The organism is Neisseria lisongii (assembly GCF_028463985.1).
In the GTDB taxonomy this organism is placed as follows: Bacteria; Pseudomonadota; Gammaproteobacteria; order Burkholderiales; family Neisseriaceae; genus Neisseria; species Neisseria lisongii.
The window spans coordinates 1,607,776-1,621,695 of sequence record NZ_CP116766.1; the positions used below are offsets into that span (position 1 = coordinate 1,607,776).

The 13,920-nt window shown below is 53.6% G+C and carries 12 protein-coding genes; 10 read left to right on the plus strand and 2 right to left on the minus strand.

Features of this window, described 5'->3' with window-relative positions; genetic code table 11:
* Positions 1–53: 53 nt before the first annotated feature.
* A complete protein-coding gene (locus tag PJU73_RS07380) occupies positions 54–869 on the minus strand; it encodes a competence/damage-inducible protein A (protein ID WP_237091811.1) in 816 nt (271 codons plus the stop codon).
* A 172-nt stretch (positions 870–1,041) separates the two neighbouring features.
* Between PJU73_RS07380 and argG the strand changes: the two genes are divergently transcribed.
* The 4 genes from argG to coaD all read left to right on the plus strand — a co-directional run bounded on the left by argG (position 1,042) and on the right by coaD (position 4,405).
* Positions 1,042–2,382 carry an argininosuccinate synthase gene (gene argG, locus PJU73_RS07385; protein WP_237091810.1) on the plus strand — a complete coding sequence of 447 codons (1,341 nt, stop codon included), beginning with the start codon at positions 1,042–1,044 and terminating at the stop codon, positions 2,380–2,382.
* A 201-nt stretch (positions 2,383–2,583) separates the two neighbouring features.
* The gene (locus PJU73_RS07390; RefSeq protein WP_237091809.1) at positions 2,584–2,850 is read left to right on the plus strand and encodes an oxidative damage protection protein; all 267 of its coding nucleotides are present in this window, start codon (positions 2,584–2,586) and stop codon (positions 2,848–2,850) included.
* A 245-nt stretch (positions 2,851–3,095) separates the two neighbouring features.
* Positions 3,096–3,779, plus strand: a complete 684-nt coding sequence (locus PJU73_RS07395; RefSeq protein ID WP_237091808.1) for a Bax inhibitor-1 family protein — start codon at positions 3,096–3,098, stop codon at positions 3,777–3,779.
* 116 nt (positions 3,780–3,895) lie between these two features.
* Complete coding sequence (gene coaD, locus PJU73_RS07400) at positions 3,896–4,405, plus strand: pantetheine-phosphate adenylyltransferase (RefSeq protein WP_237091807.1); 510 nt, start codon at positions 3,896–3,898, stop codon at positions 4,403–4,405.
* Positions 4,406–4,603: 198 nt separating this feature from the next.
* On the opposite strand, the gene PJU73_RS07405 is transcribed toward coaD, so the two are convergent.
* Complete coding sequence (locus tag PJU73_RS07405; protein ID WP_237091806.1) at positions 4,604–5,410, minus strand: cytochrome C assembly family protein; 807 nt, start codon at positions 5,408–5,410, stop codon at positions 4,604–4,606.
* 281 nt (positions 5,411–5,691) lie between these two features.
* On the opposite strand from PJU73_RS07405, the gene ffh reads away from it, so the two are divergent.
* From ffh to polA, 6 genes are all read left to right on the plus strand, one after another.
* Complete coding sequence (ffh, locus tag PJU73_RS07410; RefSeq protein WP_237091805.1) at positions 5,692–7,062, plus strand: signal recognition particle protein; 1,371 nt, start codon at positions 5,692–5,694, stop codon at positions 7,060–7,062.
* A gap of 231 nt (positions 7,063–7,293) precedes the next feature.
* Positions 7,294–7,953, plus strand: a complete 660-nt coding sequence (locus PJU73_RS07415) for an amino acid ABC transporter permease (RefSeq protein ID WP_237091804.1) — start codon at positions 7,294–7,296, stop codon at positions 7,951–7,953.
* The gene (locus PJU73_RS07420) at positions 7,943–8,611 is read left to right on the plus strand and encodes an amino acid ABC transporter permease (RefSeq protein ID WP_237091803.1); all 669 of its coding nucleotides are present in this window, start codon (positions 7,943–7,945) and stop codon (positions 8,609–8,611) included. The genes PJU73_RS07415 and PJU73_RS07420 overlap by 11 nt, the downstream gene beginning before the upstream one ends.
* 1 nt (position 8,612) lies before the next feature.
* The gene (locus PJU73_RS07425; RefSeq protein ID WP_237091802.1) at positions 8,613–9,344 is read left to right on the plus strand and encodes an amino acid ABC transporter ATP-binding protein; all 732 of its coding nucleotides are present in this window, start codon (positions 8,613–8,615) and stop codon (positions 9,342–9,344) included.
* Positions 9,345–9,493: 149 nt separating this feature from the next.
* A complete protein-coding gene (locus PJU73_RS07430; protein ID WP_237091801.1) occupies positions 9,494–10,348 on the plus strand; it encodes a cysteine ABC transporter substrate-binding protein in 855 nt (284 codons plus the stop codon).
* Between the two features lie 602 nt (positions 10,349–10,950).
* Positions 10,951–13,734: a DNA polymerase I gene (gene polA / locus PJU73_RS07435; protein ID WP_237091800.1), complete on the plus strand. Its 2,784-nt coding sequence runs from the start codon at positions 10,951–10,953 to the stop codon at positions 13,732–13,734.
* Positions 13,735–13,920: the final 186 nt, after the last annotated feature.

A 13,920-nucleotide genomic window follows, 5' to 3' on the forward strand; every position in this document is an offset into this window, starting at 1 on the left:
ATGCCGATTATAGCAAAAAGTGTGCCGCACAAGGCCGTCTGAAAACCGGATTTTCAGACGACCTCAACCACCGGCAAGCCGCTTTGCCATGCGATACCTGTCTGTTCAAACTGCTGCAATACGTCCGCCCACGCCGCATCGAGCAGGCCGCAGGCTTCACCTTCGGCTTTCAGGCCGAAATCGATGTGCGGCACGGTCTGCCGTCCGTCTGCGGTTTGCCCGCCGACATTGGGCAAACTGTAGGCTTTTACGCCTGAATAACGGCGTTCGATGTCTTCCATCACGGGGGCGATTTTGGATTCGGGCTGGCCGACCAGATAAAGTTGCCGTGTGCCGCTGGCGACACGGTGGAAGCGGTCGGAATAAACCGTTTCCAGCACCCATTGCGCCATCGGGTGCGCCATCACGGGAAAACCGGGGAAAAAGTAATGGCGGCGCACGGAAAATCCGGCAATGCGGTTGTAGGGATTGGGAATGATGTCCGCACCGGCGGGGAAATCCGCCATGTTCAGACGGCGGCGGTGTTCGGGCGTATCCAAGGCTTCGCCCCGCTCAAGGGTTACGCCGTCTATCAGCGCCGCTGCCTGCGGATGGCGCACCAGCGGTACGCCCAATGCGGCAGCGGCAGCTTGGCGGGTGTGGTCATCGGGCGTTGCGCCGATTCCGCCGGTTACAAAAGTGGACAGGCCGTCTGAAAAACTGCGTTGCAGCGACTGCACCAAAACCTCAAAATCATCGGGCAAATATTGGACTTGCCCGAGCTTGAGGCCGTGCTGCTGCAACATGTTGCGGAAAAAGGCAAAATGGGCATCTTGGCGGCTGCCGTGCAGAATTTCGTCGCCAATGACGATCAGGTTGAAACGGTTCATCGGGAAATCTCCGTGTTATGCCGTCTGAAAACTCGCTTTGCTCGTTTTCAGACGGCATATTCAGACAAACTTTTGATTAAAACTGGATTATTGACAATATTTATAAGATAATAAACCCGTTCAGACAGGTGGGCAATTTTGCCACCGTTTTTTATTGCAGACAGGATTTCCCATGAGCCAAAACCATACTATTTTGCAACATCTTCCGGTCGGCCACAAAGTCGGTATCGCCTTTTCAGGCGGTTTGGACACGTCCGCCGCATTATTGTGGATGAAACTCAAAGGTGCGCTGCCCTACGCCTACACCGCCAATCTGGGCCAGCCCGACGAAGACGACTACAACGCCATTCCGAAAAAAGCGCTGGAATACGGTGCCGAACAAGCCCGCCTGATCGACTGCCGCAGCCAGTTGGCACACGAAGGCATCGCCGCGATTCAATGCGGCGCATTCCACGTTGCCACCGGCGGCATTGCCTATTTCAACACCACGCCGCTGGGACGTGCCGTAACCGGCACCATGCTGGTTTCCGCCATGAAAGAAGACGATGTCAATATCTGGGGCGACGGTTCGACCTACAAAGGCAACGACATCGAACGCTTCTACCGCTACGGCTTGCTGACCAACCCTTCCCTACGCATCTACAAACCTTGGCTCGACCAACAATTCATTGATGAATTGGGCGGCCGCCACGAAATGAGCGAATTCTTAATCGCCAACGGTTTCAACTACAAAATGTCGGTAGAAAAAGCCTATTCCACCGATTCCAACATGCTCGGCGCAACCCACGAAGCCAAAGACTTAGAATTTTTAAATTCGGGCATCAAAATCGTGAAGCCCATCATGGGCGTTGCCTTCTGGGACGAAAACGTCGAAGTCAAAGCCGAAGAAGTCAGCATCCGCTTTGAAGAAGGCATTCCGGTTGCCATCAACGGCAAAGAATACGCCGACCCTGTGGAACTCTTCCTCGAAGCCAACCGCATCGGCGGCCACCACGGCTTGGGCATGAGCGACCAAATCGAAAACCGCATCATCGAAGCCAAATCACGGGGCATTTACGAAGCCCCCGGCATGGCCTTGTTCCACATCGCCTACGAACGTCTCGTAACCGGTATCCACAACGAAGACACCATCGAACAATACCGCATCAACGGTCTGCGTCTCGGCCGCCTGCTCTACCAAGGCCGCTGGTTCGACAGCCAAGCCCTGATGCTGCGTGAAACCGCCCAACGCTGGGTCGCTAAAGCCGTTACCGGCGAAGTAACGCTGGAATTGCGCCGCGGCAACGACTATTCGATTCTCAACACCGAATCGCCGAATCTGACCTACCAACCCGAACGCCTGAGCATGGAAAAAGTCGAAAACGCCGCCTTTACCCCCGCCGACCGCATCGGCCAGCTCACCATGCGCAATCTCGACATCGTCGATACCCGTGCCAAACTGGGCATCTACTCCCAAAGCGGCCTGCTGCAACTGGGCGAAGGCTCGGTATTGCCGAAACTGGGCAAAAAATAATCCGGCCAAACGCCCGATTGTTTGAAACAAGCCGTCTGAAAACAGAAATCCCGTTTTCAGACGGCTTGTGTTGTTTGGGGGGTGATGGATACAGTCAATTCAATTTAAGAACAGAACAAAACAGCGATCCGCAGCGTTTTATTTTCGGCCGCAATAGGCTAAAATGGCAAAGTTTCAAACCCCATCATAAGGAAATCCGCTATGACCCGCATGGTTCAATGCGTCAAACTCGGCCGTGAAGCCGAAGGCATGAAATTCCCGCCGTTGCCCAACGAATTGGGCAAACGGATTTTTGAAAACGTGTCCCAAGAAGCATGGCAGGCGTGGACCCGCCACCAAACCATGCTGATCAACGAAAACCGCCTCAGCCTCGCCGATCCCCGTGCGCGCGAGTATCTGGCGCAGCAAATGGAACAGTATTTCTTCGGCGACGGTGCCGATCAGGTTCAAGGCTATGTGCCGAAATAAATCTGCGTAAACCGCAAGGCCGTCTGAAAATGCCGTTTTCAGACGGCCTCGTTATTTACACCGCAACCAAACGCTTGAATTCCCACCCAAACGCCCCATTTACACCAAACAGGCGGCGAATTGGGCGGCTTCAGGTAAATATTTGAAAATCAATCCGAAACCGCCCTGCTGAATTTGATTTTTAGCACCGACCTGTTAGAATCAAGCCTCATTTGTTTTTTGACCTCATTTTTGGAGCAAACGCCATGAATCACGACGTTTACGACTACACCACGAATACCGTGCCGCAAAATACGGTATTGCAGAAAACCTACCGCCTGCTCGGTTTATCGTTTATCCCCGCCGCAGCCGGTGCCTTTATCGCATCGCAGGCCGGTTTCAGCATTTACGCCATGCTCGGCGGAAAATTTATCGGCTTTATCGCCATGATGGTATTTTTCTACGGCATGGTGTTTCTGATTGAGAAAAACCGTTACAGCAACACCGGTGCCACCCTGCTGATGGTGTTCACATTCGGCATGGGCGTATTAATCAGCCCGCTGCTGCAATATGCGCTCAACGTCCACAAAGGTTCGCAAATTGTCGGCATCGCCGCCGTGATGACCGCCGCCGTGTTCTTCACCATGTCGGCACTCGCCAAACGCAGCAACGTCAATATGAGTTCGCTCGGCAACTTCATGACCATCGGTGCGATTGTGTTGATGATCGGCGTGGTCGCCAACCTGTTTTTGAGCATTCCGGCACTGAGTTTGGCACTTTCCGCAGGTTTCGTCCTGTTCAGCTCGGTAATGATTATGTTCCAAGTGCGCCAAGTGATTGAAGGCGGCGAAGACAGCCACATCAGCGCAGCGCTGACCATCTTCATCTCACTGTACAACATCTTCAGCAGCCTGCTGCATATCCTGCTCTCGCTCAACCGAGACGAATAATTCCGCCGCAAACCATAAAAATGCCGTCTGAAAACATTTTCAGACGGCATTTTTCTTTGACATTCCCCCTTGCAGCCTTTATCCTTTCGGCTGATTAAACCCAAACACACACCACCATGACCGCCCCCCTCCGCCGTGCCGTTTACGCCGGCAGCTTCGACCCGCCAACTCTCGGCCATCTTTGGATGATAAAGGAAGCCCAAGCCCTGTTTGACGAACTGATTGTCGCCATCGGCATCAACCCCGAAAAACAGAACACCTACACCGTAGCCGAACGCCAAGCCATGCTGGAAGCCGTAACCGGCTGTTTTCCCAACGTCAAAATTGCCGTTTTCGAAAACCGCTTCCTCGTCCACTACGCCCGCAGCGTCCACGCCCGCTTTATCGTACGCGGCATCCGCACCGCCGGCGACTACGAATACGAACGTTCCATGCGCTACATCAACAGCGACCTCGCACCGGAAATTTCCACCGTCTTCCTGATGCCGCCAAGAGAAATCGCCGAAGTGTCGTCCACCATGGTCAAAGGACTGGTCGGCCCCGAAGGCTGGCGGGAAATGATTAAACGCTACTTGCCCGAAGCGGTGTATCACAAAATACTGCACGACCATCGGGATAAGGTTTGACTCAACCCAAAAATCTTTTATCGTGAATGAAAAAACAAATTATACAAAGCCGTCTGAAAACGAGCAAAGCGAGTTTCTACACCGCTAAAATGCGATTTTCAGACGGCTTTGTAGTGAAATAACCCCAAAGCAATACAAGGCGGCAAGGCGAAGCCAACGCTGTAGTGCTTTGAGGTTATTTCACTACATCATCACCCATCAGCGGTGCAGAATCACTTCCAATACAAACTTACTGCCGACATACGCCAAAACCAGACTGGCGAAGCCGATGATGGTCCAAATGGCGGCTTTTTTGCCCCGCCATGCCATCATGCTGTGTTTGAGCAGCAGGGCGGCATAAATCAGCCATGAGATAATGCTGAACACGGTTTTATGTGTCAGCACAAACGGTTTGCCGAACACACTTTCGGAGAAGAATGTGCCGCTGACCACTGAATAAGTGAGCAATACAAATCCCGCCAGCATGGTGCGGAACATGATTTTTTCCAAGCTCAACAGCGGCGGCAGGAAATTGGCAAGGGTGGAAAAGCGGCGTTTGTGCAGGCTGCGGTTGAGCAGCAGAATCAGCACGGCAAACAGGGTAACGATGCCGAACAGCCCATACGCCAGCAGCGATGTGCCGATATGCAGCATAAACGGTAAATCGCTGATTTGGTAGCCGACAAATTTGCCGGGGAAAATCAGTCCGAGCAGCATCATCAGCGTGGCGCAGGGATACAGCAGCAGCTGCAGCCCCCGCAGGCAGTAGAAGAAGCTGCCGGCAAAATAAAGCATCAGCATCAGCCACACTATCAGGCTGACCGAGTAGCCGAAGCCGGTAATCAGGATATGGTCTTGCAGCACGGGCATCATCAATGCTGCGCCGTGTGCCAGCAGCGCTGCGCCCAAAATGCCCAATTCGAGGGCGAGCGGGTAGCGTTTGCCGCCGTATTTTTTGTGGTGCGTCCACACAAAGGCAGAAAGGGCGGCATACACCGCAATCAGGCAGATTAAAACGATAGGCATAGGAAACTTTCCAGTGTCGCCGAAACGGTTTGCTCCCTTGCGGCATCGGTCCGCCTGATTCGGGAAACATCCGTTTCGGCCGTATGCGGCAAGGCATACGGTAAGAGAAACAACTCAAAGCGTTTGCGTGAAACAACACTTTTAACTATCGCATTTTAAAGTTAAACGACTATGGTGTAAAATGAAACCCATTTTCGCTCGCGATATTTCCGTGCAGACGCAATCTATCCCTGTTTTCAGACGGCATCAGGCCGTCTGAAAACGCAACTTGAGGACACCCGATGTTAGACAATTTAACCAACCGTTTCAGCAATGTGCTGAAAAATATCCGAGGCCACGCCAAGCTGACCGAAGACAATATCAAAGAAGCCCTGCGGGAAGTCCGCCTTGCCCTGCTTGAAGCCGACGTTGCCCTGCCGGTGGTCAAAGAATTTGTGAACAATGTCAAAGAAAAAGCGCTCGGTCAGGAAGTAACGGGCAGCCTCACACCCGATCAGGCGTTTATCGGCGTGGTCAATGAAGCCCTGATTGAATTGATGGGCAAGGAAAACAAAACGCTGGATTTGTCGGTGTCGCCGCCGGCGGTGGTGTTGATGGCCGGTTTGCAGGGTGCGGGTAAAACCACGACCGTGGGCAAACTGGCACGCCTGCTCAAAGCCGAGCAGAAAAAGAAAATTCTGGTGGTGTCCGCCGACGTGTACCGCCCCGCCGCCATCGAACAGCTGCGCCTGCTGGCCGAACAGGTCGGCGTGGACTTTTTCCCGTCCGATGTCAGCCAGCAGCCGGTGGACATTGCCCGTGCTGCCGTCGATTATGCCAAAAAACATTTCTATGACGTGCTGATGGTCGATACCGCCGGCCGCTTGGCGATTGACGAAGAAATGATGAACGAAATTAAGGCATTGCACGCTGCAGTCAATCCGGTGGAAACCCTGTTTGTGGTCGATGCCATGCTCGGTCAGGATGCTGTGAACACGGCGCAGGCGTTTAACGAAGCCCTGCCGCTCACCGGTGTGATTCTGACCAAAATGGACGGCGATTCGCGCGGCGGTGCGGCATTGTCGGTGCGCCAAGTTACCGGCAAACCGATTAAATTTATCGGTATCGGCGAAAAAGTCAGCGGTCTCGAGCCGTTCCACCCCGACCGTATCGCCAGCCGCATTTTGGGCATGGGCGACGTGTTGAGCCTGATTGAGGACGTTCAAAAAGGCATAGACGAAGAAGCCGCCGCCAAAATGGCGAAAAAAATCCAAAAGGGCAAGGGTTTTGATTTAAATGATTTTAAAGAACAAATCCAGCAAATGCGCAATATGGGCGGCTTGGAAAACCTGATGTCGAAAATGCCGGGGCAAATCGGCCAGCTTTCCAAACAGATTCCCGAAGGCACGGCGGAAAAAGCGATGGGCAAAGTCGAGGCGATTATCAATTCGATGACCCCGAAAGAACGTGCCAATCCGGCGCTGATTAAGGCCGGACGCAAACGCCGCATTGCCGCCGGTGCGGGAACGACGGTGCAGGAAGTCAATAAAATGCTCAAGCAGTTTGAACAGTCGCAGCAGATGATGAAGATGTTCAGCGGCAACGGCATGGCCAAGCTGATGCGCATGGCAAAAGGTCTGAAAGGCATGAAGGGCATGTTCCCCGGCCTGTGATGCCTTGCCCGAACACACATCAGGCCGTCTGAAAACTGAACAATCTACTATAGGAAAGTTGGTTTAAGCGAAACCTGCGGTTTTAGCTTCGCTGAAATTCGTTTCACTCATTTTCAGACGGCCTTGCTGCCCGATATGCCATTATCTTCCAAACTTATCGCCAAGGTTTCTTTAGAGATTGTCCGCCTGCGTGCTACAATCCGCATTCTTTGAAAGACATTCCGAATAAAAATGAACTGGCCCTATCTGATTGCTGCGATACCGAAATTTGTCGAAGCGGCAAAACTCACGCTTGAGCTGTCGCTTTACGGCATCGCCCTGTCGCTGCTGCTCGGGCTGGCGGTGGCGGTGGTAACCGCCTATCAAATCAAGCCGCTCAACACGCTGGCCCGTGCCTACATCGAGCTTTCTCGCAACACGCCGCTGCTGATTCAGCTTTTTTTCCTGTACTACGGCCTGCCGAAAATCGGCATTAAGTGGGACGGTTTCACCTGCGGCGTGATTGCCTTGGTCTTTTTGGGCGGAAGCTATATGGCGGAAGCCATCCGTGCCGGTATTCTCGCCGTGCCGAAAGGACAGGTCGAAGCGGGCAAGTCCATCGGTTTGAGCCGCCTGCAGGTGTTCCGCCATATCGAACTGCCGCAGGCGTGGGCGGTAGCGGTGCCGGCGCTGGGGGCAAATGTGTTGTTTTTAATGAAGGAAACTTCGGTAATCAGCGCCGTCGGCATTGCCGAACTGCTGTTTGTAACCAAAGACATTATCGGCATGGACTATAAAACCAACGAAGCCCTGTTTCTGCTGTTTGCCAGCTATCTGATTATCCTGCTGCCGGTTTCGCTGCTGGCACGCTGGGCGGAAAAACGGATGCGGAGGGCGAAATATGGCGCTTGATTGGCTGTTTGAAGGGCAAAACATCGCCCGTTTGGCACAAGGGCTGCGGCTGACGGCGGAAATCTCGCTGATTTCGGTGCTGCTGTCCTGTATTTTGGGTACGCTGTTCGGCCTGCTGCTGCGTGCCGACAACCCGCTGCTGCGTTTCGTCAGCCGCCTGTATCTCGAAACCATGCGCATTGTGCCGATTTTGGTGTGGTTGTTCGGCTTTTATTTCGGGCTGTCGGTTTGGACGGGCATTCATGTGGACGGTTTTTGGGTCTGCGTGTGGGTGTTTGTGTTGTGGGGCATCGCCGAAATGGGCGACTTGGTGCGGGGTGCGCTCGCTTCCATCGAAACCCACCAAGTCGAATCAGGGCTGGCGCTGGGCTTGAGCCGTTGGCAGGTATTCTGCCACATCGAATTGCCGCAAAGTATCCGCCGGGTTTTGCCGGGTGCCATCAACCTCTTTACCCGCATGATTAAAACCAGCTCGCTGGCGGCCTTAATCGGCGTGATTGAAGTCGTAAAAGTCGGCCAGCAGATTATCGAAAACTCGCTGCTGGTCATGCCCAACGCCTCGTTTTGGGTGTACGGACTGATTTTTGTGCTGTATTTTGCGTGCTGCTATCCGCTTTCACTGTGGGCGGCACGCTTGGAACGCAAATGGGAACACTGATATGGCTTTATTGAGCATACGCAATCTACACAAACAATACGGCAGCACAACCGCCATTCCGTCGCTGGACTTAGACCTGCAAAAAGGCGAAGTCATCGTTCTGCTCGGCCCGTCCGGCTGCGGCAAATCCACGCTGCTGCGCTGCATCAACGGTTTGGAAGAACATCAGGGCGGCAGCATCGTCATGGACGGTGTCGGCGAATTCGGCAAAGACGTATCATGGCAGCAGGCACGGCAGAAAGTCGGCATGGTGTTTCAAAGTTACGAACTGTTTGCCCATATGAACGTTATCGACAACATCCTGCTCGGCCCGCTCAAAGCCCAAAACCGCAGCCGTGCCGAAGTCGAAGCGCAGGCAGACAAACTGCTGGCACGGGTCGGCCTGCTCGACCGCAAAACCGCCTACCCCCGGGAATTATCGGGCGGACAGAAACAGCGTATCGCCATCGTGCGCACATTGTGTATGAATCCCGAAGTGATTCTGCTGGACGAAATCACCGCCGCCCTCGATCCCGAAATGGTACGGGAAGTGTTGGACGTAGTGCTGGAATTGGCCAAAGAAGGCATGAGTATGCTGATTGTTACCCACGAAATGGGCTTCGCCCGCAAAGTGGCCGACCGCATCGTCTTTTTAGATGCCGGCAAAATCATCGAAGAAAACACCCCCGAAGGCTTTTTCTCCGACCCCAAAAGCGAACGTGCCAAACAGTTTCTGGCCGGCATGGACTACTAATTTAATGCCGTCTGAAAACGAGCAAAGCGAGTTTCTGCATAGGTAAAAATTGTTTTATAGCAGATAAATTCCATTCGCTATATCAGACAGCCCCGATTTTCAGACGGCCTCCCCCGTTTAAATTCAACCCACACAAAAAGGAAGAAAGTATGAAACTGAACAGCAAATTCAAAGCCCTGCTCGCAGGCGTTACCCTCAGCCTCGGACTGGCCGCCTGCGGCGGTTCGGCACAGGAAGCCGCCGACAAACCGGCAGCCGCAGCCGACACCGTTGCCGCCATCAAAGAAAAAGGCGTTATCCGCATCGGCGTATTCGGCGACAAACCGCCGTTCGGCTATGTTGATGCCGAGGGCAAAAACCAAGGCTTTGACGTAGAAATCGCCAAAGAAATGGCCAAAGACCTGCTCGGCAGCCCCGACAAAGTCGAATTTGTGCTGACCGAAGCGGCCAACCGTGTCGAATACATCCGTTCCGGCAAAGTGGACGTTTTGCTCGCCAACTTCACCCAAACCCCTGAACGTGCCGAAGCCGTCGATTTCGCCGAGCCTTACATGAAAGTCGCCTTGGGCGTGGTTTCTCCGAAAAACCAACCCATTACCGACGTTGCCCAGTTGAAAGACCAAACCCTGCTGGTCAACAAAGGCACCACCGCCGATGCGTTTTTCACTAAAAACCACCCTGAAGTCAAACTGTTGAAATTCGACCAAAACACCGAAACCTTCGACGCTTTGAAAGACGGCCGCGGCGTGGCACTGTCGCACGACAATGCGCTGCTGTGGGCGTGGGCAAAAGAAAACCCTGATTTTGAAGTAGCCATCGGCAACATCGGCCCGGCCGAATCCATTGCCCCTGCGGTGAAAAAAGGCGACCAAGCCCTGCTGGATTGGGTAAACAGCGAAATTGCCGCCATGAAAAAAGACGGCCGTCTGAAAACCGCCTACGAAAAAACCCTGATGCCGGTGTACGGCGACAAAGTGAAACCGGAAGAGCTGCTGGCCGAATAATCCGCCGGTGCAACCGTTCATCAATGCAGAACCGACAGCCGCTGTGCTGTCGGTTTTTTCAATATTCTTATCGGATATAGTAAATACACTGAATAATTTATACGGTTTTTAAACAGGGCGTAGGTTGGGTCGAGACCCAACACGATTGAAAACACCTTGAAACATAAGGTTTTGTTGGGTTACGCTCGTGCCTCGCTAACCTCAATCTACGCCTGCTTTTGTATGGAAAATTCGGTGTTTTAACTATAGAACAACCTGCTGTGCAAATTGACAAAAGAAACCGTTTCAGCATAAAGCTAGGGCATCAGGCAAACAACGGCTGCTACCGTTGCCGCCTGACTAGGTTATCATCAGAAGGCGTTACTGCTTGCCAACATCAGGATACTAAGAAGATGATTTGAAGGGTGAGCTTCATTTCATTTCTCCCTAGTGAGCGCCCATCGGAAACGGTGGGCGTTTCGCTTGTTGAACCACGCAACAGGGGAAATGATAAAACCGTTTTGATATGGCGCAACCCGCATGAAACCGCCCCGCCGTAATACTTTTAAAGTGAATTCACGATATAATGCCCCGATGATTCCGAGTTAAGCGAAAGTATATTTATGTCCAAACCGACCCTGCTGTTAGTTGACGGTTCTTCTTATCTTTACCGTGCGTATCATGCGATGGGACAGAATCTGAGTGCGCCCGACGGCGTGCCGACCGGTGCGCTGTACGGCGTGCTGAATATGCTGCGCCGCCTGCGCAGCGAGTATCCGCATGATTATTGTGCCGTTGTATTTGATGCAAAAGGAAAAAATTTCCGCCACGATTTATTTGAAGAATACAAGGCAACTCGTCCGCCCATGCCTGATGATTTGCGGCCGCAGGCGGAAGCCTTGCCGGACTTGGTGCGGCTGATGGGCTGGCCGGTGCTGGTTGTGCCGGATGTGGAGGCGGACGATGTTATCGGCACGCTGGCCAAACAGGGCGGCGAAGCGGGCTGGAATGTGATTATTTCCACCGGCGACAAAGATATGGCACAGTTGGTCAATGAGCAGGTAACGCTGGTAAACACCATGAGCGGCGAAACGCTGGATATTGCCGGCGTCATCGGCAAATTCGGCGTGCGGCCGGATCAGATTCGGGATTATCTGGCGCTGATGGGCGACAAAGTGGACAATGTGCCGGGCGTGGAAAAATGCGGCCCGAAAACCGCTGTAAAATGGCTGGACGCTTACGGTTCACTCGAAGGCGTGATGGCGAACGCCGCCGAAATCAAAGGCAAAGTCGGCGAAAATCTGGCCGCTGCCCTACCCCGTTTGCCGCTGTCTTACGAACTGGTTACGATTAAAACCGATGTCGATTTGCACGGCGACTTGCCCGAAGGTTTGGACAGCCTGCGCCGCCGCACGCCGAAATGGGCGCAACTGGCGGTGGACTTCAAACGCTGGGGTTTCCGCACTTGGCTGAAAGAAGCCGAAACCCAGCTCAAAGCCGGTGCCAATGAAGATTTGTTCGGTAGCGACACCGTGGGCGAACAGGCGGCGCTTGCCGAAGAGCGTGCCGAACCTGTGCTTGCCGCCGCACCGCAAAGCCTGAACTATGCCGCCGTTACCGATGAAGCTGCTTTCCAAGCTCTGTTGGACAAACTGGCGCAGGCGGAACAAATCGGGATTGACACCGAAACCACTTCGCTCGATGCCATGCAGGCAAAACTGGTGGGCATCAGCATCGCTTTTACCGCCGGTGAAGCGGTGTATCTGCCTTTGGGACACAATCCGACCGCCGCCCCCGAACAGTTGGACTTAGCAGATGTGTTAGGCCGTCTGAAAATCCACTTGGAAAACCCTGCCCTGCAGAAAATCGGGCAAAACCTCAAATACGACCAACACGTTTTCGCCAATTACGGCATTGCGCTCAACGGCATTGCCGGCGATGCCATGCTCGCCTCGTATATTCTCGAAAGCCATTTGGGACACGGTTTGGACGAACTCGCCGAACGCTGGCTCGGCCTGCCGACCATCACCTACGAATCCCTGTGCGGCAAGGGGGCGAAGCAGATTTCCTTTGCCGATGTCGATGTGGCGCAGGCCACCGAATACGCCGCCCAAGATGCCGATTTTGCGCTGCGTATCGAGGCTCATCTCAAGCAGCAGATGGATGCCAAACAGCTCGACATGTATCAAAACATGGAATTGCCGGTGGCGCAGGTATTGTTTGAAATGGAACGCTGCGGCGTGCAGATTGATTCGGACGAACTCGCCCGCCAAAGCCGGGAATTGGGCCAACGCCTGCTCGAATTGGAGCAGCAGGCATACGAAACCGCCGGTCAGCCGTTCAACCTCAATTCGCCCAAACAGCTTCAGGAAATCCTGTTCGGCAAAATGGGGATTCCGACCAAAGGCCTGAAAAAAACCGCCTCCGGCGGCATTTCCACCAACGAAGCCGTATTGGAACAGCTTGCCCTCGATTATCCGCTGCCGAAAATCATCTTGGAAAACCGCAGCTTGGCCAAACTCAAATCCACTTATACCGACAAACTGCCCGAAATGATTGCCCCGCAGGATAAACGGGTACACACCACCTACGCCCAAGCCGTCGCCATCACCGGACGGCTTGCCAGCAGCAACCCCAACCTGCAAAACATTCCGATCCGCACCGAAGAAGGCCGCCGGGTACGCAAAGCCTTTACTGCGCCCGAAAACAGCGTGATTGTGTCGGCCGACTATTCGCAAATCGAATTGCGGATTATGGCGCACCTTTCCGGCGATGCCACCCTGATTCATGCCTTCCAAAACGGCGAAGATGTCCACCGCCGCACCGCCGCCGAAGTGTTCGGCATCGCCGCCGACCAAGTCAGCAGCGAGCAGCGCCGCTACGCCAAAACCATCAACTTCGGCCTGATTTACGGCATGGGTCAATACGGTTTGGCAAAATCGCTGGGCATCGACAACCTTTCCGCCAAAACCTTTATCGACCGCTATTTTGCCCGCTACCCCGGCGTTGCCGAATACATGCAGCGCACCAAAGAACAGGCCGCCGCACAAGGCTTTGTCGAAACCCTGTTCGGCCGCCGCCTGTATCTGCCCGACATCCACAGCAAAAACGCCAACGCCCGTGCCGGTGCCGAACGTGCCGCCATCAACGCCCCGATGCAGGGTACGGCCTCGGATTTGATTAAACGGGCGATGATTGCCGTACGCAACCACCTGATTTCAGACGGCCTCGCCAGCAAACTGGTAATGCAGGTGCATGACGAATTGGTGTTGGAAGTGCCGCACACCGAGTTGGAACACATCCGCACACACCTGCCGCAAATCATGGCGGCGGTGGACGGCGGGCTGATGGCCGTGCCACTGCTGGCCGAAGTCGGCGTGGGCGAAAACTGGGAAGCGGCACATTAACACCGCTAAACCGCAGGCAATGTAATAAAGGCCGTCTGAAAATCAATTTTCAGACGGCCTTTCTATCAAATAAAAATGATTTTTGTTTTCTTGTTTAAACTTTCCACCGCTATCCGTTATAATGATGTTTATTTTTCAAATAGCTACATTTATAGTGGGTTCACTTTAAAAGTAGTACAAGGCGGC

Bases quoted from the DNA above. Each gene is read 5' to 3' on its own strand.
- PJU73_RS07380 (WP_237091811.1), bottom strand. From the start codon at position 869: ATGAACCGTTTCAACCTGATCGTCATTGGCGACGAAATTCTGCACGGC.
- argG (WP_237091810.1), top strand. From the start codon at position 1,042: ATGAGCCAAAACCATACTATTTTGCAACATCTTCCGGTCGGCCACAAA.
- PJU73_RS07390 (WP_237091809.1), top strand. From the start codon at position 2,584: ATGACCCGCATGGTTCAATGCGTCAAACTCGGCCGTGAAGCCGAAGGC.
- PJU73_RS07395 (WP_237091808.1), top strand. From the start codon at position 3,096: ATGAATCACGACGTTTACGACTACACCACGAATACCGTGCCGCAAAAT.
- coaD (WP_237091807.1), top strand. From the start codon at position 3,896: ATGACCGCCCCCCTCCGCCGTGCCGTTTACGCCGGCAGCTTCGACCCG.
- PJU73_RS07405 (WP_237091806.1), bottom strand. From the start codon at position 5,410: ATGCCTATCGTTTTAATCTGCCTGATTGCGGTGTATGCCGCCCTTTCT.
- ffh (WP_237091805.1), top strand. From the start codon at position 5,692: ATGTTAGACAATTTAACCAACCGTTTCAGCAATGTGCTGAAAAATATC.
- PJU73_RS07415 (WP_237091804.1), top strand. From the start codon at position 7,294: ATGAACTGGCCCTATCTGATTGCTGCGATACCGAAATTTGTCGAAGCG.
- PJU73_RS07420 (WP_237091803.1), top strand. From the start codon at position 7,943: ATGGCGCTTGATTGGCTGTTTGAAGGGCAAAACATCGCCCGTTTGGCA.
- PJU73_RS07425 (WP_237091802.1), top strand. From the start codon at position 8,613: ATGGCTTTATTGAGCATACGCAATCTACACAAACAATACGGCAGCACA.
- PJU73_RS07430 (WP_237091801.1), top strand. From the start codon at position 9,494: ATGAAACTGAACAGCAAATTCAAAGCCCTGCTCGCAGGCGTTACCCTC.
- polA (WP_237091800.1), top strand. From the start codon at position 10,951: ATGTCCAAACCGACCCTGCTGTTAGTTGACGGTTCTTCTTATCTTTAC.